Source organism: Rhizobium sp. NLR10b, from assembly GCF_019685435.1.
Classification (GTDB): Bacteria; Pseudomonadota; Alphaproteobacteria; order Rhizobiales; family Rhizobiaceae; genus Rhizobium.
The window spans coordinates 12170-34366 of the sequence record NZ_JABDWV010000015.1; the positions used below are offsets into that span (position 1 = coordinate 12170).

21 protein-coding genes and 1 tRNA gene are annotated in these 22197 nt (G+C 60.0%); 10 read left to right on the forward strand and 12 right to left on the reverse strand.

Translation table 11 applies throughout. The features are described 5' to 3' along the window. Positions 1 to 59 precede the first annotated feature (59 nt). Both HJB91_RS22965 and HJB91_RS22970 read left to right on the forward strand, forming a co-directional pair. Entirely contained in the window at positions 60 to 728 is a 669-nt protein-coding gene (locus HJB91_RS22965; protein ID WP_221123466.1) for an HAD family hydrolase, read from the forward strand. 99 nt (positions 729 to 827) lie between these two features. Beyond that, positions 828 to 904: transfer RNA gene (locus tag HJB91_RS22970), tRNA-Pro, on the forward strand. An 82-nt stretch (positions 905 to 986) separates the two neighbouring features. On the opposite strand, the gene HJB91_RS22975 is transcribed toward HJB91_RS22970, so the two are convergent. After that, positions 987 to 1619 (reverse strand): bifunctional 2-polyprenyl-6-hydroxyphenol methylase/3-demethylubiquinol 3-O-methyltransferase UbiG, encoded by a 633-nt coding sequence (locus HJB91_RS22975; RefSeq protein ID WP_221155953.1) that lies wholly within the window; start codon positions 1617 to 1619, stop codon positions 987 to 989. Between the two features lie 540 nt (positions 1620 to 2159). Here HJB91_RS22975 and HJB91_RS22980 point away from each other — a divergent pair. Beyond that, positions 2160 to 2381, forward strand: coding sequence for a hypothetical protein (locus HJB91_RS22980; protein WP_064806073.1), 222 nt, complete (start codon positions 2160 to 2162; stop codon positions 2379 to 2381). A 247-nt stretch (positions 2382 to 2628) separates the two neighbouring features. Further along, positions 2629 to 2841, forward strand: a complete 213-nt coding sequence (locus HJB91_RS22985; protein WP_210628336.1) for a hypothetical protein — start codon at positions 2629 to 2631, stop codon at positions 2839 to 2841. A gap of 54 nt (positions 2842 to 2895) precedes the next feature. Here the strand turns inward: HJB91_RS22985 and HJB91_RS22990 are convergent, their stop codons facing one another. Further along, complete coding sequence (locus HJB91_RS22990) at positions 2896 to 3189, reverse strand: RodZ family helix-turn-helix domain-containing protein (protein WP_097598408.1); 294 nt, start codon at positions 3187 to 3189, stop codon at positions 2896 to 2898. A gap of 70 nt (positions 3190 to 3259) precedes the next feature. Then, positions 3260 to 4441: an ROK family transcriptional regulator gene (locus HJB91_RS22995; RefSeq protein WP_210628335.1), complete on the reverse strand. Its 1182-nt coding sequence runs from the start codon at positions 4439 to 4441 to the stop codon at positions 3260 to 3262. A 359-nt stretch (positions 4442 to 4800) separates the two neighbouring features. On the opposite strand from HJB91_RS22995, the gene HJB91_RS23000 reads away from it, so the two are divergent. Continuing rightward, positions 4801 to 6558 carry a glycogen debranching protein gene (locus HJB91_RS23000; protein WP_221155954.1) on the forward strand — a complete coding sequence of 586 codons (1758 nt, stop codon included), beginning with the start codon at positions 4801 to 4803 and terminating at the stop codon, positions 6556 to 6558. Between the two features lie 20 nt (positions 6559 to 6578). Here HJB91_RS23000 and HJB91_RS23005 read toward each other — a convergent pair whose 3' ends face one another. Next, complete coding sequence (locus HJB91_RS23005) at positions 6579 to 7193, reverse strand: GNAT family N-acetyltransferase (RefSeq protein WP_210631653.1); 615 nt, start codon at positions 7191 to 7193, stop codon at positions 6579 to 6581. 176 nt (positions 7194 to 7369) lie between these two features. Here HJB91_RS23005 and HJB91_RS23010 point away from each other — a divergent pair, with 176 nt between their 5' ends. The 3 genes from HJB91_RS23010 to HJB91_RS23020 all read left to right on the forward strand — a co-directional run bounded on the left by HJB91_RS23010 (position 7370) and on the right by HJB91_RS23020 (position 10559). Continuing rightward, complete coding sequence (locus HJB91_RS23010; RefSeq protein WP_221123470.1) at positions 7370 to 8707, forward strand: extracellular solute-binding protein; 1338 nt, start codon at positions 7370 to 7372, stop codon at positions 8705 to 8707. 125 nt (positions 8708 to 8832) lie between these two features. Then, positions 8833 to 9726, forward strand: coding sequence for a carbohydrate ABC transporter permease (locus HJB91_RS23015; RefSeq protein ID WP_210631652.1), 894 nt, complete (start codon positions 8833 to 8835; stop codon positions 9724 to 9726). Beyond that, the gene (locus HJB91_RS23020) at positions 9726 to 10559 is read left to right on the forward strand and encodes a carbohydrate ABC transporter permease (RefSeq protein ID WP_210628332.1); all 834 of its coding nucleotides are present in this window, start codon (positions 9726 to 9728) and stop codon (positions 10557 to 10559) included. The genes HJB91_RS23015 and HJB91_RS23020 overlap by 1 nt, the downstream gene beginning before the upstream one ends. Before the next feature lie 20 nt (positions 10560 to 10579). Here the strand turns inward: HJB91_RS23020 and HJB91_RS23025 are convergent, their stop codons facing one another. From HJB91_RS23025 to HJB91_RS23040, 4 genes are read right to left on the reverse strand one after another with little or no spacing between them, the layout of a single operon-like run. Beyond that, the gene (locus tag HJB91_RS23025; protein ID WP_221155955.1) at positions 10580 to 11824 is read right to left on the reverse strand and encodes an O-antigen ligase; all 1245 of its coding nucleotides are present in this window, start codon (positions 11822 to 11824) and stop codon (positions 10580 to 10582) included. Continuing rightward, positions 11821 to 13383, reverse strand: a complete 1563-nt coding sequence (locus tag HJB91_RS23030; RefSeq protein ID WP_221155956.1) for an undecaprenyl-phosphate glucose phosphotransferase — start codon at positions 13381 to 13383, stop codon at positions 11821 to 11823. Before HJB91_RS23030 ends, HJB91_RS23025 begins: the two co-directional genes overlap by 4 nt. Before the next feature lie 56 nt (positions 13384 to 13439). Further along, positions 13440 to 14609 carry a glycosyltransferase gene (locus tag HJB91_RS23035; RefSeq protein ID WP_210628329.1) on the reverse strand — a complete coding sequence of 390 codons (1170 nt, stop codon included), beginning with the start codon at positions 14607 to 14609 and terminating at the stop codon, positions 13440 to 13442. 3 nt (positions 14610 to 14612) lie between these two features. Next, entirely contained in the window at positions 14613 to 15188 is a 576-nt protein-coding gene (locus HJB91_RS23040; protein ID WP_221155957.1) for a polysaccharide biosynthesis/export family protein, read from the reverse strand. A gap of 188 nt (positions 15189 to 15376) precedes the next feature. On the opposite strand from HJB91_RS23040, the gene HJB91_RS23045 reads away from it, so the two are divergent. Then, positions 15377 to 17542, forward strand: a complete 2166-nt coding sequence (locus HJB91_RS23045; RefSeq protein ID WP_221155958.1) for a GumC family protein — start codon at positions 15377 to 15379, stop codon at positions 17540 to 17542. Positions 17543 to 17605: 63 nt separating this feature from the next. On the opposite strand, the gene HJB91_RS23050 is transcribed toward HJB91_RS23045, so the two are convergent. Further along, positions 17606 to 18847, reverse strand: coding sequence for a GNAT family N-acetyltransferase (locus tag HJB91_RS23050; protein WP_221123473.1), 1242 nt, complete (start codon positions 18845 to 18847; stop codon positions 17606 to 17608). A gap of 118 nt (positions 18848 to 18965) precedes the next feature. Next, the gene (locus tag HJB91_RS23055; RefSeq protein ID WP_221123474.1) at positions 18966 to 19175 is read right to left on the reverse strand and encodes a DUF2842 domain-containing protein; all 210 of its coding nucleotides are present in this window, start codon (positions 19173 to 19175) and stop codon (positions 18966 to 18968) included. A gap of 114 nt (positions 19176 to 19289) precedes the next feature. On the opposite strand from HJB91_RS23055, the gene HJB91_RS23060 reads away from it, so the two are divergent. Beyond that, positions 19290 to 20393 carry a COX15/CtaA family protein gene (locus tag HJB91_RS23060; protein WP_221155959.1) on the forward strand — a complete coding sequence of 368 codons (1104 nt, stop codon included), beginning with the start codon at positions 19290 to 19292 and terminating at the stop codon, positions 20391 to 20393. A gap of 18 nt (positions 20394 to 20411) precedes the next feature. On the opposite strand, the gene HJB91_RS23065 is transcribed toward HJB91_RS23060, so the two are convergent. Both HJB91_RS23065 and argC read right to left on the reverse strand, forming a co-directional pair. Continuing rightward, positions 20412 to 21200, reverse strand: coding sequence for a sulfite exporter TauE/SafE family protein (locus tag HJB91_RS23065; protein ID WP_210628323.1), 789 nt, complete (start codon positions 21198 to 21200; stop codon positions 20412 to 20414). A gap of 7 nt (positions 21201 to 21207) precedes the next feature. Further along, positions 21208 to 22140 (reverse strand): N-acetyl-gamma-glutamyl-phosphate reductase, encoded by a 933-nt coding sequence (gene argC / locus HJB91_RS23070; protein WP_210628322.1) that lies wholly within the window; start codon positions 22138 to 22140, stop codon positions 21208 to 21210. Between the last annotated feature and the right edge of the window lie 57 nt (positions 22141 to 22197).

Consider the following 22197-nt stretch of genomic DNA (forward strand, 5'->3'; position numbering starts at 1 on the left):
TCTCGGCTACTCGCCTGCCGGAGAGGCCCCCACTGCCTCGTGCTCGCAAGGAAACACCCGTGCCCGGTCACCACGACGTCCTCGACAGATCCTATGACGCCTTCCTCTTCGATATGGACGGAACGCTGCTGAATTCCATTGCCGTCGTCGAGCGCGTCTGGAGCGAATGGGCAAGACGCCACGGCTTTGAGCCGGAAGTTTTCCTGAAAACGATCCACGGCATCCGTGCCTCCGACGTGATCCGCGGCCTCGGCTTGCCCGATGTCGATCCGGTGCACGAGGCGGATCTGCTGCTGGCCGAGGAGATGGAGGACGTCTCCGGCATCGTCGAAATCCCCGATGCCGTCCGCTTCCTCAACGCCATCCCCGACGGCAGATGGGCGATCGTCACCTCGGCGCCGATCGAACTCGCCGAGCGCCGCATGGCAGCGGCCGGCATCCCGATGCCGAAGGTGATCGTCAGCGGCGAAACGGTCAAATCGGGCAAGCCGAGCCCCGAGGGTTATCTGCTCGGTGCAAGCCGCCTCGGGGTCGACCCCGCGAACTGCCTGGTCTTCGAAGATGCCGTTGCCGGCATTCTTGCCGGGGAGGCCGCCGGCGCCGACGTCACCGTCATCACCGACACCCACGCCACGCTTTTCGAAACCCCGCATTTTTCGATTGCCAATTATCGGGCGTGGCAGCCTCGCCAGACCGCCGAAGGTCGGCTGAAGGTCGCCGCGATCTGACCGTTGCAAGCGAACTGCTTGCTTTTTGTCGGATGCAGGTTTTTTCTGCTTGCATTGCACGCGCCGAAAAACTAAACGATGCAAGCCGTTTCGGCAGGTCGGGGCGTAGCGCAGCCCGGTAGCGCACTTGACTGGGGGTCAAGGGGTCGCTGGTTCGAGTCCAGTCGCCCCGACCATTTAACTCCTTGAAAACCCTAGTCACAACATCACGTTAACGGTGAGTGCAGCGCGTGCCTGGCTGCGGTAGAGAACGGGTTGTCAGTGCGGTTTTTGCGCGATTGCGATCATCGATTTTGCCAGAAGCGGAATTCTCCCGACATATTCGAAGTCGACGTCTTCGAAACCTGTGTCGAGCAGCAGCGTGCTGAGCGTCCCCGGGGACCAGAATTTGATGTGGCCGTGCTCCTTGAGCGGCATGAAATGATCATCCATCTTTCCGCTTACCGCCAAAGCCAGATTTTTCCAGTAACCGTGAAAAGGCGTCGATACGACCGCGATGCCCCCCGGTTTCACCAGATCGTACATGGTCGCCGAGAAAGCCTTCGGGTCGTAAACATGCTCCACGACCTCTATGCTGATCACCGCATCGAAGGTCCCGTAGCGGCTGGAAAGATCGTCGTAGCCGGAACCGATTTCCAGCGGAAGACCGGGATGGACCGCTTTCGCTTTCGCAATGCCGTCCTCCGACGGATCGACGCCGACGACATCGTAGCCTTTCTCCACAAGCACCGAGGCAGCGCCGCCGGTGCCGCAGCCGAGATCAAAGACCGCCGTTTCGTTTGCCTCGTGGAAACTATTTCCAAGAACGTCGACAACGGCCGGCAGGATATAGGAATGAGCGGTCGTCGGCTTAGCGTGAACATAGGTAGTAGCATCCAGTTCAATAGACATTTCACCTCCTGAAAAAATTGAACGCGCCGAGGCAATGGTACGGCGGACTTTGACGGCAGTGTGGTGCCGTTATGGTAATAAGGTGATCACGCCGGTCGGCATTCGCCGCTATCCTCCGATGCCCAACGGCCGAACCGCTTTAAGATCCTCTTCACCACGACGCGATTGAGGGTCATGCTCGCGCCGGGAATATCCCGAAGCTAATTGACAGGGTGGCGCGAAGATGCTGAAAACGGCCGGACTTCGGGTCTATGCCATTGGGCAGAGAAAATGATCAGTGTATCGAATTCGATTTTGACTATTTGAAGTAAATTATCCGATGAAGTACTCTCTTAACGGGAGTGATTGCAAAATATTATTCTCGTCCATTTGGGGTCCATCAATAATATGGACTGATATTTGTATATTTTGTTAAGGATATACAGAATTTTACGCTGGATAGTCTGCTTTTAAATTTCAGAGAACCTTTTGGTGCTTCGCATTTTTGCGAATATGTGTAGATTAGGATTGTTCCTCTCAGTGATGGCCTGGTGCGAGCGCATGGCGGATATGAACCAGAACCTAACTTGCAGGCAGGCCCTTGCCGATGCTTTCCAAGCTCTGTCGGACGAGGCGGTCAAGGCCGGCTGGCCAGAGGGCGACGTTGCCCTCGCGCTTGCCGAACTTGCCGAGGAACGAGTGATCGAGCTGACCGCCAAGGTGATCATGGAAGGCTTCATCGATCCGCCGTTCATCGCCGCTGGAGGCCGCCGCAACGGCTGAAGAATGTTGCGGTAACGCCAGATCAGGATGAAGCCGAACGGCGAATCTGAAAAATCGCAACACGCCTGAGCCGGTTCGGATCCCTGCTGCAAAATGCGCCAGACGCGCGGAAGAAATTTTATTCCGCAGGAGTTTGCGCAGTTGCTAAAGTTCGGACCCTCACGCATAATAACTTCATTGCCGGTTGCGGAGGGCGGCCGGCGATGCAAGCGTGTAGGCGTTTGCCCTCGGAGGGAAGTGCGGCGTGATGTTACGGTCATCAATTCATCCGCATGATTTACCGCTCTTTTCGGAAGATCTCGATCTGCTTTCGCAAGTGCTCGACAAGGTCTGCGACGAACGCGGCCTGGTCAGAACGACGCCGGAAGCCGAGAGGATCGGTGCGGTTATCATTCAGCTTTACAGACAGGGCGTGAGAGACGGCGGCAAACTCGCTGACCTTGCCAAGGCCTATCTCTGACCCGTGGTTCCCGCGATAAAGGATCAGACAGCGAGACGCGACGGACCAATCTGGTCAGTCGTCATTGGCGGCATTGAGATTTTCCGGCCGGATGCCGTCATCGGTTGATGTGCGTGCCCGCAACCGGATGCCGGGGCCGCCTTCATCCTGATTGCCGCTCGACAGGAAGATGATGCCGTGCGCTTCGAGAGTGCTGCGCACGTCGAACAACGCATGCGGCTCACCCTCAAACTCGCCCTTTTCCAAAGCCGTCACGATCTCGACCGGCAGGCCGCTTGCGGCGGCGAGCTCTTCGATGCTCATTCCGATCATGGCGCGCGCGCCGCGTATCTGCGTTGCTGTGATCATGACGCAAAATCTAGCGCATTTGCCGCGCTTCGCAAGTGGCGCAGCGGCTGATTGCGAGCTGCTGCGATCTTCAAGCGTCCTGCAATTTTACACCGAACAGATCGTCATGCATGCGCTCGACGGCGATACCCATGCCTCCCATGAGAGCGGCGCGGTTGCCGAATCGGCTGATCTCGATGCGCGGCGGGTAAGGGGTGCAACGCGGCAGAAAAGCGCGGATGGCGTTTACGAGCTCCGGCCTTGCACCGATACTGCCGCCGGTGATCACCAGTTCCGGGTCGAGAGTTGCTCCGATGGTGGCAATAGCGATCGCCACCAGCCTCGCCGTCTCTTCGATTGCGGCGATGGCGCTCGTTTCGCCTGCATTGAACGCAGCGAAGAGGTCGGCCACGGTAGAGGCGTTGCGCCCGCCGAAACCGGTATAGCGCCGCAGCATGGCGACGCTGCCGACCGCGCTCTCGAAGGTTCCCAGTGTAAAACCGCCTGGATCGAAAGCATCGCCGCCGAGTGGAAGATAGGCGATTTCGCCGGCCGCGCCGCGGGCACCGCGCAACAGCGCGCCATTGGCGATAATGCCCATGCCAACGCCCGTCCCAAGCGCCACGAAAGCGAAATTGCCGACCTCGATGCCGTGACCCCGCCATCTCTCCCCTTGCGCGGCGAGGTTGACGTCATTTTCAATGATCACCGGTATGCCCATCTTGTCGCTGAACGCTTGCCGCAGATCCATTGCGTCCACGCCGGGAATGTTCGGCGCGACGTTGATATGTCCGGTAGCCGGATCGAGGACGCCGGGACTGCCGAGAACGACGAGACGCAGCTTGTCGGCAGTCGTCCCCGCCGCAAGCGCGAGTTGAGTGATCAGGTCGCTGAACTGGTTGACGAGATGCGGTCCGCCGCGTGGGTCAGTGGGCACTTTGGTTTCCGCAACGACGTTACCCAACAGATCGCAGATAGCCGCAGCGATCTTGGTGCCTCCGAGATCGATGGAGACAGCCAGGCCCGCTCTTGCGTTGATTTCATAGATGATCGCATTCCGGCCGGGACGACCATCGGTCTGCCCGACAGCTTTCAGCCACCCATCATCCTCAAGATCGCGCACGACATCGGAAATCGTCTGTTTCGACAAGCCTGTCAGCTTGGCAATATCGGCGCGAGAGATCTTCCCCTTGGCTAACACGGTCCGGATCACCGTATTGGTCGAGATTTTTCGTGCGATGGGAGTCTGTACGATAGACGACGTCGTTGCCATCCGGCTGCGCGTTCCAATTAGTTCGAGGCGTATCCCTAATGTAAGGTCGGTCCGGTTCTCAACCATCGCGAAATGATGGGTTTAGTGCTCAATCCCCATCTCCGTAGCCCAGTTCAGTACACGGAAGCCGACAATTTGTCTACGTCCTTGACAAGAGAGGAGCCGCCTGTAGGCTGGGATCAACGCGTTGTCAAATGCGCGATTGAAACAGGGTCGAGGACAAGTATGCACCGTACATATTGTCTGGGTCGGCGCGTACGCGCCAAGATCGCCCAAAGAGGAACCGGCTCAGGCTGGTTCAGCGGTTTCTTCGTTTCGCATTCTGCAGGTTCCTCAATGCGGCTGTCGGGGACCTGTCTATGATTAAGCCCTCGACCAACGGGCAGCTTTCAGCCGACGCCGGTGTCTTGCTGCCTATAATGGCGCCACGCCTCCAGGCGGATGTTCATCCGGACGGATATGCCGATCTTGCCCTTTGGGGTGCCGGCAGCCTGGGGCGTGTGCGGTTTTCTCCGATCGCCGGCCCCTATAGCTACGCTCCGAACCGACTCGTCTCGAAACAGGGCGGCGTTTTCGTCGCGCAGTCGCTGCCGGTGATGCTGATCAATGGAGTGAGCCTGCAGGGCGTCTATCCAGCGCGCCGTTGCGCCTGGTGGCACGAGCCGGATGGGCGAGACGCGAAAGCGAAGGTGTTCCGCAGCGGTCATCGGAAGATTTTCGAAATGGGCTGGGGCGTCCTTATCGTGGAAGCTCGAGATGCCGATCTGCGGATTGCCTGCGGCGCCTCGAGAGACGAAGCCGAGAGAGCGCTCGATCTCAGCAGTGAAGCCATTATGACCCAAGCCGCGGAATATGTGGCGCGTTGCGACATGATGCCTGAGGCCGACCCGCTGATGCGCACTATGGTCAGCCAGGGGATCCATGCGGCCCTTTCCAGCATAAGGCGCGACGAAAATGGCGCCTTCGCCGGCCTTGCCGCCGGACAGGCCTATAGCGCTCCGGCGCGGACCTATTACCGCGACGGCTATTGGACGACGCAGCCTCTTTTGACGATTGCTCCGGAGGCGGTGCGCGACGAGATCCGACTGCTCGCCAAGGGAATACAGCCCGACGGAGAGGCCCCGAGCGGAGTTATCCTGACGGGACCGGCGCAATCGGATGCCTGGCAGCGCTTCGTCGCCGACTGCAAGGCTAATCCCAAAAGCCATAAAAGAGCCGTTCCGGAGTATCATAACCGTCCGCAGGATTGGTGGAGCGACCACTTCGACAGTCCGCTTTTCTTCATTCTTTTTCTGGATGACTATTTCGGCGTGACGAAAGACGCGGCCGAGGTGCAGCTTCATTGGTCGACAGTGAGGGCGATCATGGATCGCTATGTCAGTCTGGCCGGTCCCGACAGCGTTCTGCCGCTGAAGCCGCGCAACGACCGAGATTGGGCCGACAATGTCTTCCGTGACGGCTTTGTCTCCTACGATCTCGGCCTTTTCGTCGGCGCTATGGATGCGGTGGCGAGACTGGGCGAGGGGCATGATCCGACCCTTGCCGAACATGCGCGCAAGACCGCAATTCTTGCTCGGCGGGAAATCGAAGCCAAGCTCTTCGTCCCGGCAACGGGAGGATATCTCGACTACGGAACGCCTGGCTCTTTTGTCGAGGATCATCTGGCTCTCGACAGCCTGACCTTATCGCGATTTAGTGCTATTTCAGAGGAGAAGGCTGTCGGCCTGCTGAGAGCGTTCGAAACCAGACTTGAAACGCGCAACAATCAGGAACAGCCCTATGGCAGCTGGGGTGTGATGTGCGCCTATCCACCATTCAAGCGGCAAAGTGATTTACGGTCCAAGACCGCTTTTCCCTACCGCTACCATAACGGCTCGGACTGGCCTTATTGGGACGGCGCTTATGCCGAAGAACGCCTTCGCCACGGGCTTGGAGGCGCCCGCTACGCATTGACACGCTGGTGGGAAACCTGCCTCGACAATGGCTGGATAGGCGCAGTGGAATACTTCTCGCCGCCTTATGGACGCGGCTCCCTGCTTCAGGGCTGGAGCGCCATGCCGGCGGCTGTCGCTTTGAAATATGGGCTTCACGCTGCAAATGCGGAGCCGATGTCATGAGCGGTTTGGCGCCGGCGGTTTCAACGGGATCCCTGATCGATCCGCATAGCAAAGGCGACGGCGCCATCGCGTTCGAATTCGGAAAAGCCAAGGTGACGGTAGAAGCCTTTGGCGCGTTCGTTTGCAGGGTCGACCCCGAGATGCACGGCCGTGACCCCATGATTTCGAAGTGCCTGCAGCTCGGTGTCGATCATCTTTCGTCCCCAGCCGCTTGCCTGAAGGCCGGGAAGGACGTTGATGTGGAGATGCGCCGGGTACTGGTGCTGAAGCCAGACCGTTCCACTGCGCGGATTTTGGATTCGTTCCAAGACGTCGGCGTCGCGCGGACGGGTCGGCGCCAGTCCGGCGACCTCTCGGCGCACCAGCGGCCACCAGCTTGCCGCCAAGTCCTGATCGAACCGGCTGGTGTCGGGTGCGGCCACGACATAGCCGGCCGGTCGGTCGTGCTGGACGAGAACAAAGGCAAAGTCTTTGGCGAACTTGAGATATGGCACCGACCAGATGTAACCGGGCAGACGCGGGTCACTATAGAGAGCGCTGGCATCGTGACCGCCATTCGCGGTTTTCAGGCAGATTTCAAAAAAGGCTTCGATATCCGCTTCAGTCGCGGGACGGATGAAGCAACCGGTGTCCATCACTTTGCCACCTCCTGCGTGGCGCTTTGTCGTTTTGGGTCGCGAGAGGAGCTGATGCACTGACGATTACCTCAGATTCGCCGGTCAGGCAAAGCTCTGGGGGAAGAAAACGTTCGGCGGCGCCTGGCGCAAGGCTCGAGCGGGGAGTGGAGAATAAACCAAGTGAGGTGGAGCAGATGAAAAGAAGCGTGAAATCGATCAACATGCTGCCGGCATTTCAAATGAAAACGGCCGTCGCGCTTGCTGGTGCAGCGCTTATGAATCTTGGCCTTTCGGCAGCCGTCAGGGCTGACGATCTGGCTGTTTGGGATGACCAGACCTACGAAGGTCAGAGTGCGGTCATAGAGCAGTTGAACAAAGAGTTCGAGGCTGCGCATCCCGGCGTTACGATCAAGCGTACCGCCCGCACCTTCGATGACATGAAGTTGACGCTGAAGCTCGCGGTTTCGGCAGGGAACGGCCCGGTCGTCACGAAAGTCAACCAGGGCGCCGGCGATATGGGCGCAATGGTCAAGGAAGGACTGCTCCTGCCGGTTGACGACTACATCAAGAAATACAGCTGGGATAAGCGCCAGTCCGATTCCGTCCTGGCGCGAGATCGCTGGGATGGGCCAAAGTTCGGGGTCGGCAAAACCTACGGCATATCAGGCCTCGCCGAGATCGTCGGCCTCTATTACAACAAGAAGATCCTCGACGACGCCGGCATAGCACTGCCGAAGACCTTCGAGGAGCTTTTGGCCGATCTCGACAAGCTGAAGGAAAAAGGCGTGGCGCCCTTCATGATGGGCAGCGCAAAGCAGCATCTCGCCCTGCACATGATCGGTGCCATCGATCAAGCCCATATCGACGCGGGCAATCGCGCCGAACTTGACGATCTGATTTACGGCAGGGGCGGTTCCTGGAATACCAAAGGCAACATCGAATCCGCAAAACTGGTGCAGAAATGGGCGCAGGGCGGCTATTTCTATCCCGGTTTCGAAGGCATTTCGGGTGACGACGCCGTTCAGCTTTTCATATCGGGGCAGGGCGCCTTCCTGATCTCGGGAACCTGGTATTTCGGTGATATGCAGCACAACCAGGATATCGGCTTCATGGCCATTCCTGCCCCGAAAGGCATTACAAAGCCGCTGAGCGTCGGAGGCGTGGATCTTGCCTGGGCAATAACAAGCCTTGCCAAAGATCAGAAAACGCAGGACCTGGCCGGTGAATATATCGACTACATGGTTTCGGAAAAAGCTGCCGAAGCCTGGGCCAATGCCAGCTATCTTCCGGCAACGTCGCTTGCGGCGGATGCGAAGCCAAAGCTCACGCCGCTGCTGAGCTCCGGCATCGAGATGTGGAAGACGCTCAACGCCAACGACGCTCTTGGCCACTATCCCGATTGGTCGAGCCCGACGATGCTGAAGACAATCGACGATAACACGCCGCTTCTCCTGTCCGGCAAGATCACGCCTGAAGCCTTTGTCGACGCTATGGACAAGGATTATCAGGCTTACCTGAAAGGTCAGAAATAAATGGCGCGGACGCAGGCCGCGACCGTCCGCGGCCTGCGTCTCGTCGACATCATCTCAAGAAATCAGCGCCGCGATCTCAGGCTTGCTGCACGACGACGATAGCGTTGGCTTCATGGAGTACCGGAATGAAGCGCTCCCCACTTGATGGCTCCGAACATACCAATTGGATCTATCTATTCCCCGGATTGCTGCTTTACGCGGCCTTTGTCTTCGGGCCGATTGTCGCGGCTTTGGCGTTGAGCCTGACCAGTTGGGACGGCTTGACCGTGCCCAAGTGGGTTGGCCTCGGCAATTACATCGATCTCTTTTCCGATGATCGTTTTTACATCGCCTTGCGCAACAATGCCGAGCTGATGATATTCTATTGCGTCCTGCCGCTCGGGCTCGGCATAGGTCTTGCCGCCTGCGTCTGGAATCTGAAGCAACGGGAACAACTCGCCCTGCGGACATTCCTGTTCCTCCCATATATCATGCCGACTGCCGTGTTGGGCATCATCTGGGCCTGGCTCTACAATCCTGCATTCGGTCCGTTCAACCAGTTTTTGAGAGCGGTGGGCTTGGGCATGTTCGCACTCCCTTGGCTGGGAGATTTCAACTTCGTGCTTCCCGCGGTCGGGATCGTTGCCACCTGGTATTTCTTCGGTTTTTGCATGGTGATCTTCCTCACGGGAATCCAGCGCATCGATCCCTCGCTCTTTGATGCTGCGAAGGTCGATGGTGCTTCGGCGCGAAAGACGTTTGTCTGGATAACGCTGCCGCTTCTCATGCCGGAGATCAGGGTGGTTTTGCTGCTGACGGTTATCGCGTCGATCAAAAGTTTCGACCTGATTTTCACAATGACCCGCGGCGGGCCCGCCAATGCCACGCTCGTGCCGAATATCTACATGTACCAGCTCGGTTTCGAGCTCAATCGGTTTGGCGCGGCGGCGGCCATCGCCATTGTCGGCGCGCTGCTGACATTCGCCATCAATTTTGCAATTCACCGGCTGGTGGGCTCAAAAAGTAAAGGAATGGCTTGATGAGCCGCAAGTCCAACATTCCCGCTGCCCCGCTCTTCCTTCGCCTTGTCCTCTGGCTTCTTGCATTCGTAACGATTACGCCGTTCCTGCTTCTGCTGCTCACCTCGATCAAGAGCAAGGCCGACGTTCTGCAGGGCGCGTTCGCGCTGCCGGCATATCCGCATTTCGAAAATTACCTCGATGCCTGGAACGCCGGCCATTTCAACATCTACTTCTGGAATTCGATCATCGTTGTCATTCCCGTCGTCGCGGCAAGCGTCTTTCTGGGCCTGCTGACGGGTTTTGCCTTTGCTTATCTGTCCTTTCCGCTCAGGCGCAGCCTGTTCGCTATCCTGACGCTCGGCATGATGGTGCCGGCGGAGGCATTCATCATTCCGCTTTATTATGAAATGCGGTATCTCGGGTTGATCAACACCTATGCCGCCGTCATTGTGCCGCAGATCGCGATGTCGATCCCATTCTCGACGATCTTCCTTGCCAGCGCGATGCAGCAATTGCCGGAAGAAATTCTGGAAGCGGCCGTTCTCGATGGTGCCGGGCGCTTCTATATTTTGCGCAAGATCGTCGTTCCGCTGATGATGCCGGCAATGTCGACACTGGCGCTCTTCCTGTTCATCTGGACCTGGAACGAGTTTCTGATCCCCTTCATTCTGGTGAACGACGATGCCTATCGGACACTGCCCCTCGGCATGCTGTTTTTCCAAGGACGTTATACTGTCAACACGCCGGTTCTGACCGCCGGAGCGGTCATTGTCATTGCCCCACTCATCCTGACCTATCTCGTTTTCCAGCGGCGGTTTATCGCCGGTTTGACGGCCGGCGCGACGAAATAGCCCGCCATAATGCGGCAAGACTACGCCGTTCCTCCGGGCATTCGGCCGCGCCTGTGACGCGCTTCCAGCGCCGCGCAGCCCCAGACCGTGCCGAAGAGCAGATAGACATGGCGCCAGTGGTCGATGTCGATAACATTGCCGATCGTCGCATGGCCGAGAACGGAGATCCAGGCAACCATCAGGAAGGGTTGCCACGGCCGGTCGTGAAGCAGGTTCCGGAAACCCAGGATGAGCGTCCAGAGGAGCATTCCGACATAGCTGACGAAGCCGAGCCAGCCATAGGAGGTGAGCGACTTCAGCCAGATGTTATGCTCGTCCTCGGGAAACATGGTGCCGAACACGAGCGGACCGATGCCGAGCGGGCGCTCCATCATCATGGTGAAACCGATCCTGTGGCGCTCGAAGCGGCCGAGATGTTCGCCGTCATACTGCTGCACCAGCTGAGCGCGTGTTGAAAACAGCTCAGCGACCTTCGGAATCTGCAGCGCCACGAGCAGCGATGCGACCAACATGACGATCGCCGCCAGTGACAGGATCAGCACGCGCAAGCGGAAGGCGCCGCTGCGCTCCTTCAGCAGCATGATGAAAATCAGGAGCACCACGCCGAGCGCAAAGAGACCCCAGGCGGCGCGGGAAAAGGAGAGGAAGATGCCGAGGGCAATCACGAGAAGGGCGGCTGCCTTCAACGGCGATTTCTTCAGATCGCCGACCAGAATGCCGTGGATGAGATGGAGCGACGGCGGCACCAGGAAGGGGCCGAAGACGTTCGGATCCTGGAATGCGCCTTTGGCGCGGTCATAGAGAGTGAACACTTCCGAGCCGGGAAAGGCGTGGAAATAGCCGAGTACGCCAAGCGCCGACGTGACGACGGCAGCCAGGCTCCAAGCGTTGAAGATCAGCGGCAGCCGCTTATGGCTGTCCTCGATGATTGCCCCGTAGAAAACCGCGGTCAGCGCCAGGAAGGTCGAGACAGCGATATACATCGGCGCCGTCGCAAGATCCTTCATCTGCGTCAGCGACAGCATGCCACCGAGATTGAAAGTGAGCAGCAGGGCAAGCAACGGCGCGACGCTGCGCGAAATCCTGAGACCCAGGATGAACCAGAGGCCGATCAGCCCCGCCATCCAGAGTTCATAGGGCGCCGGCTCATCGATGACGAAGCCGGAAAGGAAAACACCGAAAGCGACGAAGGCGGAGCCGATCAGCCGCAGCGTTGCCCGCTGCGGCTGGGCGACGCGCGAATATGTCGCCTGGATCGCGCTCAATAGGCGTTTTCCGTGTTGAGCAGCCGGATCGGCGTCAGGAACAGGATTTTGAGATCGAACCAGAGCGACCAGTTCTCGATATAATAGAGATCGTAGGCCGTGCGGAACTTGATCTTCTCATCGTTATCGACCTCGCCGCGCCAGCCGTTGATCTGCGCCCAACCGGTCACACCAGGCTTGACGCGGTGGCGGGCGAAATAGCCTTCGACGACATCAGCGAAGGCGCGGTCGCGCGCCTGTGCAAGAACCGCATGGGGACGCGGACCGACCAGCGAGAGCTCCCCCCGCAGCACGTTGAAAAGCTGCGGCAGCTCGTCGATCGAGGTCTTGCGGATGAACCTTCCGACACGGGTGACGCGCGGATCGCCCTTGGTCACCGCGGCCTTGCCTGAGGGGTCGGCCATGTTGGTGTACATCGAGCGGAACTTGAAGACATTGATGACTTCGTTGTTGAAGCCATGACGCTTCTGCATGAAGAAGACAGGACCTTCCGAGCTCGCCTTGATGGCGATCGCGGTGGCGGCCATCAGCGGCCAGAGCAGCGCAAGCGCGACCAGAGTGAAAAAGATGTCGAAGCCGCGTTTGGCGACGGAATCCCAGTCGCGGATCGGCATCTTGAAAATGTCGAGCATTGGCACAGCGCCGACATGCGAATAGGCGCGTGGCCGGAAGCGCAGCCGGTTGGCGTGCGCCGCAAGCCGGATATCGACCGGCAGGACCCAGAGCTTCTTCAGGAGATCGAAGATGCGGGCTTCGGCCGAAAGCGGCAGGGCGATGATCAACATGTCGATGCGCGTCAGCCGCACGAATTCGACGAGTTCCGCCACGGTGCCGAGCTTTGGGTAACCGGCGACCATGATCGGTGAGCGCTTCTCGCCGCGGTCGTCGAAGATGCCGCAGATGCGGATGTCGTTGTCGGCCTGTTGTTCGAGGATGCGGATCAGCTCCTTGGCCGGTTCGCCGCCGCCGACGATGACAGCGCGCCGCTCCATGATGCCGTTGCGCGCCCAGTTACGGATGCCGTAGGCGACAAGGAAACGCTCGGCCGCGAGAAAGAGCACGCCGACGGTGAACCACGGGACATAGGCATCGACCATCGCCCATGTGGTGCCACGAATGAGCGCGAACAGGCCGATCGTGAGGACAAGCGCAATCGTCCAGGAGGCGAGAATGCGGGGCATCAGCCGTAGCTTCGCCCGGAGTGCGGGAATGGTGTAGGTGTCGGCAAGCTGCAGGGCGATGACGGTCGAGGCCGAAGCAACCGCTGCCATGCCCGCCCGGACCAGCAAGGGATCGCTGTCGTCGCCCGGCCAGAAGTAGCGGACGATCAGGGCAATCGAAAAGAGCGCCAGGAATTCCAGGAGCCGCAATTGGCCGATAATAATGACAGGCGAACGAGTGCCGTCGCGGAACTGTTCGGCGATCTGCCGGGCATAGGGGTTGATTTCGATCGGGTCGGCGGAGTGGGCCTGACCTGCGTCGCCGCGCGCCTCGACGTCGGAAATTTGCTTGCGCAGCGCTTCCACGTCGAATTGATCGCTTTTTTCCAATTTGTTCATGGGGTTTTGTCGCTCGTTGTCAGCAAGCGAAATACCAGAAAGCCCCTAAGAAATATTTACGGGGTAACGAACACTGCTTGTTCGGCGGCGGGACTGACGAGCTCATGGTATAATTGCAGGACATCCCGCGCCATCACGGTCGAGGAAAACACGGCCTTAACTGCCTCATGCGACGGCATAGTTCTGGCGTGCCAGCCGGGCGTGCTGAGCGCTTCCGCCATGACGCGAGCGAGATCGTCGGAATTGCCGGGCTCTACAAGAGCCGGACTGTCCTTGCCGAGCACCTCGGGAATGCCGCCGACGCGGCTGGCTATGATCGTTTTGCCGGCCCCCAGCCCTTCGAGCACGATATAGGGCATGGCTTCGGCGCGAGAGGGGACGACGAGATTTTGCGCCATGGCAAAGGCTTCGTGGATACGCATTGCCGGCAGCATGCCGATCCGTTTTCCGAGGCCGCGTTCGATCATCATCTCGCGATAGCGGTCGCGGTCAGGTCCGTCGCCGATCATCAATGCCGAAAGCGGCCTGCCGAGCAGCCGCTCGGTCTTGGCGAAGGCATCGACAAACAGATCGGGACCCTTGAGGTCCCGAAGCATCCCGACATAGATGAAATGCACGGCATCCGACCGGGTGTGGATCGGCTCGAATTCACGCTCTCCGATGCCGTTATAGATCAGTTTCGTCTTCGTCCGCGGCTTGCCCACCTTGCGGGCATAGGTGTCGCGCTCGTATTCGCAGATGAAGACCAGCGCATCGGTGAAATATTCCTGCAGGCGCTCCATCCTGAGGACGAACTGTCCTGTGAATGAGGAGCGCGAATAATGCAGGCTTCCGCCATGCGCGGTATAGAGGCGGGCTACGCGATACCTGTTCACCCGCAGGGCTGAGCCGGCAAGTCGCGCGAGCACGCCGCCCTTGGCGCCGTGCCCGTGCAGCACATCCGGCCGCAAACTTTTAATCTTCTTGTACGTATCCCACATCGTCGCGATATCGGACGGGCTGACCGAGCGGCGGATCGGCACGCGCGTCAGGCCGAGCGACAGATATGGGCGGATATCGTCGAACAATCTGTCCTCGTGCTCGCCGCCGGTCGAGCTGTCGCAGAGAATGCCGATGTGATGCCCGGCCTTGCTGTGTTCCTCGACCAGGTCGCGGACATGGCGGAAAATTCCGCCGACCGGCGATCTGAAGCAGTGAAGAATGCGGAGCGGCCTCTCTCTTGCCATTGCTCAGAAGAGCCGTTCGCGAACGTAGATCGTGTCGCCCGCGATGATCGGGCCGGATATATTGATGCGGCCGGTCAGCACCTGTCCGTTTATCTTGCGGGTGACATCGACCATGCTTTGGTTGGCGCGGCTGGAGAAGCCGCCGGCAACGGCGATGGCATTCTGCACGGTCATGCCCGGAACATAGGCATATTGGCCGGGCTGGCCGACTTCGCCCATGATGAAGATCGAACGGTAACGGTCGACGTCGATGGTGACATCGGGATCGCGAAGATAGCCCTGCTGCAGTTTCTGGGCGATCTGCCCTGAGAGTTGCTGGAGGGTTCGGCCGCGGGAAGGGACCTGACCGATGAGGGGGAAGGCGATGTAACCGGCCTGGTCCACCGTGTAGGTATTGGTTAGGCTCTGCTGGTCGAAGACGGTGATGCGCAGCCGATCGCCGCTATCAAGCGTATAGGGCTGGATGGTTGCCTCGTTGAAGGCTTTCGGAGCCGGCTTGTACGTCGTGCAGCCGCCCAATGCCGCCGTCATGGCTGCAAGGCTCAGGGCCAAAAGGATCTTAGGCGGGGCGACAGACATCCGCTTGTGCTCACAGAAAATGAACTCGGTGCAGCCGTTATCGATCCGTTAGGGTTAATACCCGGTAAAAGGCGCATGGCAATCCCCCAATTCTTTGCCGATCTCCTCTATTTCTTGGCGAGATCGAATTAACCGTTGCGTTACCATGGTCGTTTACGCTTGCGGCACCTTTGTTGTGGAGTAAGAGCATGTCCGGGGTAGTGCGTGATCAGGATGTGGACATCGACCTCGGCCAGTTGGTTCGCGCCGTGTTGGCGCGCCGGCTCAGGATTTTGACGATCACGCTCGCGGCGGTCGGCGTCGCCTTTGCCGGCGCCAAGATCATCTCGCCGCAATATCGCAGCGAAACACGCATCCTCATCGAACCCCGCGCGCCAGCCTTCGCCAGTACCCAGCAGGCGAACGAAGCCGGCGGCGGGCCGCTGATGGACGAGCTGAATATCGCCAGCCAGGTGCAGCTCCTGCAATCGGCCGATCTCCTCAAGAAGGTGATCAACGACCTGAAGCTCTACAATCTGCCGGAATTCGACGATGCCGCCAACGGCTCGGCGATGAGCAGCATCCTCGTGAATCTGCATCTGAAGAAGAATCCGATGGAGAACCCGCCGGAAGAACGAGTAATCGATGCTTTTGTCGAGCGGCTGCAGGTCTATCAGGTGCCGGGTTCGCGCGTCATCGGCATCAACTTCACGTCGAAGGATCCGAAGCTCGCCGCCGCTATCCCGAACGCCATGGCGAATGTCTACCTTTCCACCCAGAGCGGCGCCAAGCTCGCTTCCAATTCGGAAGCGACGCGTTGGCTCGAGCCGGAGATCGAAAACCTGCGGAAGAAGGTCAGCGATGCCGAGAAGAAGGTTGCCGAGTATCGCACCACCCACGGTCTGCTGCAAACGAACGGCACGACCACATTTCCCGCCCAGCAGCTTAATGACATCTCCGCAGAACTCACCCGCGTGCGGGGCGACAAGGCCAATGCCGAGGCGAGGGCGCAGGCGGTGCGCAATGCGCTGTCATCGGGCGAAGCCTCCGATACGCTGCCTGACATCATGTCTTCCCAGGCGATCCAGCGGCTGAAGGCTACGGAATCGGGCCTGCAGTCGCAAATATCAGATCTGCAGACCAGCCTTCTCAACAGTCATCCGAGGCTGAAGAGTCTGCGCGCCCAGCTCTCCGATATTCGCGGCCAAATCCGCCAGGAGACGCAGAAGATTCTGGCCAGCATCGAAAATGAGGCGAAAGTTGCCGACCTCCGCGCAAGCGAGCTCGAGCGCCAGAAGGACGCGGTACAGGCTAACAGCGCCCGCGCCGGCGAAGACGAGGTCGGCCTCAAGGCGCTCGAGCGCGAGGCAAACGCCCAGCGCCAGCTGCTCGAAACCTATCTGGTGCGCTACCGCGAGGCCGCCTCGCGCGCCGACAGCAATTCCAGCCCGGCGGACGCCCGTATCGTTTCCCGGGCCATCGAGCCGGTCGATCCCTATTTCCCGAAGGTGGTTCCGATCGTCGTCGTCGCGGCCGTCGCAACGCTGATCCTGAGCGCCATCGTCACCATGCTCGCCGAACTCTTCAGCGGTCGGGCGCTTCGTGCTGTCGATGCGTCCCGTGACGCGGTCGAGGCGGAAACGGTCGTCGGAGACAAGGATGTGCCGCAGGCAGCACCGGCCGCCGGAAGGCCCGTCCAGCCGAGCATGCTCGCCGTTGTCACGGAGGATGACGGAAAGGATATGATCGAAGAAACGGCGGCCGCCGAAGAGGCGCCGGAGGACGACAATGAATTTTCCATTGCCTCCGTTGCGGACTACCTCACGGGCAGCCGGGCGCCGCTGGCAATCGTCATATCTCCAACTGGTGATAACGGTTCGGCGGCGACGGTTTCGTTGACGCGCATGCTCGCCGATGCCGGCCGCCGCGTCATTCTGATTGATATGACCGGCTCCGGCTATCCCACAGAACTGATGGCCGAGAACCAGGTCGCGGCTGGCATCACCGATCTGCTGTGCGGCGAGGCGGCCTTCGGCGACACGATCCACAGCGATCGTCTTTCCGATGCTCATCTGATCCCGCAGGGTCAGAGCGACGTGCGCCGCGCCATGCGCGGTGTCGACCGGCTGTCGCTGCTGCTCGATGCGCTCGCCGCCGCCTACGACCTCGTGGTGGTCGAATGCGGTGCGGCCGACGTTGCCGGCGTCTCGCGGCTCACGCGCAGCCGGGATGTTGAAATTATCCTCTCCCTACCGCGGCTAGAGGAGACGATCTTCGTTGCCCTGATGACGGAATTCCAGGCGGCGGGCTATGACCGCGTCGTGCTGATGTCGGGCGGCCAAGTGGACGAGCAGGCGCTCGGCCAGGCCGCCTGAAGCATGTCGCGCAAAACTGTGCAGCGGTTTTGCGAAGAACGACATGCGCAAGACCAAGAACGCTCAGCCAATCCGTGCGCGGATGCCCTGGGCGAATTTATAGAGCTTCGGCCGCGCCTTGATATGCGCCTTGCTCCGGGTAACGATCCGGTGTGCCGCGCCGGCGGCGAGGCCAAATGGCGAAACCGGCAGCACCACGTCGTAATGAGCGGTCTCAACCGGCGCCCAGGATCGTTTGTAGGTCTGATCGCCGAGGCCAAAATCGAACAGCGCGACGCCTTTGCCGTGCAGTCCGGAAATGGTTTGCCAATAGAGGAATTCGCCGGGGCTGGTATCGGGCACAAGATCTTCGTCGATCGCCCCGAACTGGCAGATGACGTGATCACCCTTGCGCGAAATGCCCGAGACCGCAGCGATCCGGTCCTTGTTCTCGCCCTTCAGCCGCAGCGCATGCATCTGCAGGCCGAGATACTGTCTCGCATCATCCCGCTTACCGATGAGGCCGTGCAGGAAGGCCTGTGTTTCCCGATCGGCAAAGACGTCGGGCAGGCCAAGGCTGGCGAAGCGAATACTCTTCAGGCGGAAGAAGATATCGAGCAGGCGGTGCTGTTCTTCCGATGTTTCCGGGATGGTGTGTTCGACGCCGCCGGCCGCCTCCAGACGCCTCGATTGAACGCGGAATTTCTTACGCCGGCTTTTGGCGTTGAGCTGCTTCAGCGTCTCCTCGAAATTGGAGAGCAACGGCAATTGATAGGCGTGGTTCTGGTTTTGCACCATCGGCAGTCCGGTGAGTGGGGTCTGCCTCCCGCGCCATTCCAGCGGAAGGTTTTGCAGCAGCAGCAGATCGGCATGGCCCTTTAAGGCCTGCCGAAGCTGCGCCGCGAACTTCTCCGCATCGATGCTGCCGCCACTTTCCGCAAAATTGCCGGAGAACAGACCGGTATTGATATTGCTGTGATCGGCAGCGATGAACTTTGCGACGGCCAATCCGCGGGATCTGACGATCTCGATCGGCAGAATGAAGGCCGTCTCCCCGGCATAGGTGCCTTTGAGGATCGCCAGCGGCTGGCGAAAGGCATTGACCCAGGCAGCGCACCAATCATAGCTCTGATGAAGCGAATGGAGATCATCGGTCTCCAGAGCCCGCCAATCATCCTCCAATGGCTCCATCGCGTCAAAAACCGTAATGTCGATTTTCGCCATGGCAAGTTTCATGCTCGCCTGGCGTAGGCGTGAAATCGCCATATCGGCCAGCGCGCCATCGTCCGACGACTGTTCATCAAAATCGAGCTTTTGCGTCTGCACGGGAACTCTCCGGTCAAAATGCTGAACGGGAAAGTAGGTGTGCAGGACGTATATTTGGTTTAATCGCCGCCCATCGACGAGGTTTTCCGCCGATCACGGTTATTCGGTCGTTAATGGTCTACTGCTGCCGCGGTCCGGCCATCCACTTGATGATGACCATTGCCGGCAATACCCAAAGCAGGCCGGTCAGCAAGAAGTAGAGCAGGTGCCCCCACCAGGGGGCGTTGCCGAGCGTCACCACCGCGATCGTGTTCGCCACCAGTGCGTAGACGAGCACAAGCACGATGATAAGGATCGTGCCGATGAATTTGCGGAGGCGGACGGGCATTGTTTATCTCTTGTGTGGGTAGCGCGGAGCGGCGCGACGGCATGCCGCAAAGCTTCGGGGCTTGTTTTGCATGAGCCGGTAGGGCAAATCAACTGCCGGATAGAAGGAGACATCATGGCCGTCGCGAACCTCACCACGGAACAGGCGATCCTGAGCGAAGTACGCAAGCAGAACCGCAACCGGCGCGCCTTGCGGCTGTGGCTCGGCTTTGTGCTTTTGGCGCTCTTTTGTCTCGTGCTCGTTGGAGGGGCAACGCGGTTGACCAATTCCGGTCTGTCGATCACCGAGTGGAAGCCGATCCATGGCGTCATTCCGCCGCTGACAGCCGCGGAATGGGAAGAGGAGTTCCGCCTCTACCAGCGTATTCCCGAATTTCAGCAGTTGAACAGTTCCATGAGCGTCGACGAGTTCAAAAACATCTTCTGGTGGGAATGGGCGCACCGGCTGATCGCCCGCGGCATCGGCGTGATCTTCGCGCTGCCGCTCCTCTATTTCTGGCTGACGGGGCGGATTGAGAAACGCCTGCGCTGGCCGCTCGTCTGCATCCTGGCGCTCGGCGGTCTGCAGGGTTTCATCGGCTGGTGGATGGTGTCCTCAGGCCTTTCCGTTCGCACCGACGTCAGTCAGTACCGGCTGGCGACGCATCTCGTCATGGCCTGCCTGATCTTTGCCGGCTGCATGTGGATCATGCGCGGGCTGTCGCCGCACTCCAACGATCCGGCGCCGGCACGCAGTTCGCGCGGCTTCGCTGCCGCAATCGCTGTTTTCGCGCTGTTCCAGATCTATCTCGGCGCCCTGGTGGCGGGACTCGATGCCGGTTTTTCCTACAATACCTGGCCGCTGATGGATGGCGCCCTCATTCCCTCCGATCTGCTGATTCAGCAGCCCTTCTGGATAAATGCCTTCGAGAATCCGAAAACCGTGCAGTTCATCCACCGCATCGGCGCCTATACGCTCTTCGCAGTGGTGCTCATTAACATGGTGATCGCCCTTCGCGCCGCACCCTGGACCACCCATGCCCGCCGCGCCGTCCTGCTTTTCGCGCTGGTGACCGTTCAGGCGGCAATCGGCATTGCCACGCTGCTGATGCAGGTGCCGCTTCACTGGGGCCTGCTGCACCAGGCCGGCGCGCTTGTTGTATTTGGTTTCGCCGTCGCCAACTGGCGCGGCTTTTACGGCGAATACCCGAACGAGACGATGATCACCGAACGCGATTGAAGCGAGAGGCCTTTCGTTCTAACGCAGCACGCCGTCGAGCAGCGGCATGCCGATAACGGCAGCGGCCGCGATCAGCACGTAGCAGGCGATGCGGAAGGTCCGTTCCTCGGCAAGCCCGAACAGTTTCGAGCCGCCATAGAGACCCAGCGCATAACTCGGCAGGACGACGACGGTGAGCGCGAACACGGCGGGCACGAACAGTCCTCCGACATAATAGCTGATGGCGCTGAACACCGACGAGATCGAGAAATACAGCACGACATTCGCTCTGACACGCGCGAAGTCGGTCTTGCCGCCGAGCCAATAGGCGACGACAGGCGGCCCGCCGAGCTGCGCGGCGCCGCTGAAAAGTCCGGCAATCAGGCCGACGCCGCTGCCGAGCGGCGCGAACGGCGCGCCGTGGTAGCGCCATCCCGATACGAGAAGCGCAAGCAGACAGATGGCGATGATCGTGATGCTCCAGCGCAGCAGCGTCGGGTCGAGCAGCGCCAGCAGCGCCGTGCCGGTCGGGACGCCAAGTGCCGCACCGGCCGCCATGACGAAGACCTCGGACCGGTTGGCGTCGCGCCAGGCGGGTGGGATCATCCCCAGTGTGGCGATGCCGTCGATGACGAGCAGGATCGGCGAGACCAGCTTCGGCCCGACGATGGCACCGCCGAGCGGGACGAAGATCAACGCTGCGCCGAAACCGGAAAAGCCGCGAGCTAGCCCGGCGATCAAGGCAAACGCCATCAGCGCATAAATGCCGTGACCGGGTAGGGCGGCGGCAAACCACGCCTGCATATCGGCGACAAGCCTATCCAGCATCGTGGCCTCAGCTGGCGAGCATCAGGTCCATGTTCTGCACGGCAGCACCCGAGGCGCCCTTGCCGAGGTTGTCGAGCAGCGCCACCAGATTGACCTGGGAACCACCCGGCGTACCGAAGACGAAGAGCTTCATCGTGTCCTTGCCCTCCAGTTCGACGGCGTTGACGCGGGGGAGCGCCTTGCTTTCGGCGAGCGGCACGACCGTGACGATGTCCTGTCCGGCATAATGGGCAACCAGTGCCGCGTGAATGCTTTCCATCGTCGCGCCCTCGGCGAGATCGCCGAGATGCAGCGGCACCTGTACGATCATGCCCTGCGCGAACTTGCCGACCGACGGCGAAAAGATCGGGGCTCGGTCGAGCAGGCCATGTGCGGTCATCTCCGGCACGTGTTTGTGGGTGAGCGGCAGGCCGTAGAGGAAATGCGGCGCGGTGATCGCATCCGGATGATCCGGGTTTTCCATCTGCGCGATCATCTGCTTGCCGCCGCCGGTATAACCGGAGACCGCGTTGACCGTCACCGGATAGCCGTCCGGCAGGATGCCGGCGGCGCGCAGCGGCCGGATGAGCCCGATCGCGCCTGTGGGATAGCAGCCGGGGTTCGAGACGAAGCGGGCGGCCTTGATCCTGTCGGCCTGTGCGTCGTCCATTTCGGCAAAGCCGTAGGCCCAGGCGGGATTGACGCGGAAGGCCGTGGAGGTGTCGATGACGCGGACGTTGTTGTTGCCCGACAGCATCTGGACCGCTTCCTTCGACGCGTCGTCGGGCAGGCACAGAATGGCGATATCGGCGCCGTTCAGCATGTCTTCGCGCATGGCGGCGTTGCGCCGCTCGGCCTCGGGAATGGACAGAAGCTCGACATCGCGGCGGCCGGCCATGCGCGTGCGGATCTGCAGACCCGTTGTGCCGTGTTCGCCATCGATGAAGATTTTCGGTGCCATGTTAGACCTGCGCTTTCAATGGGTTCTGAGGATTTCCGGATTCAATTTGAACGATGA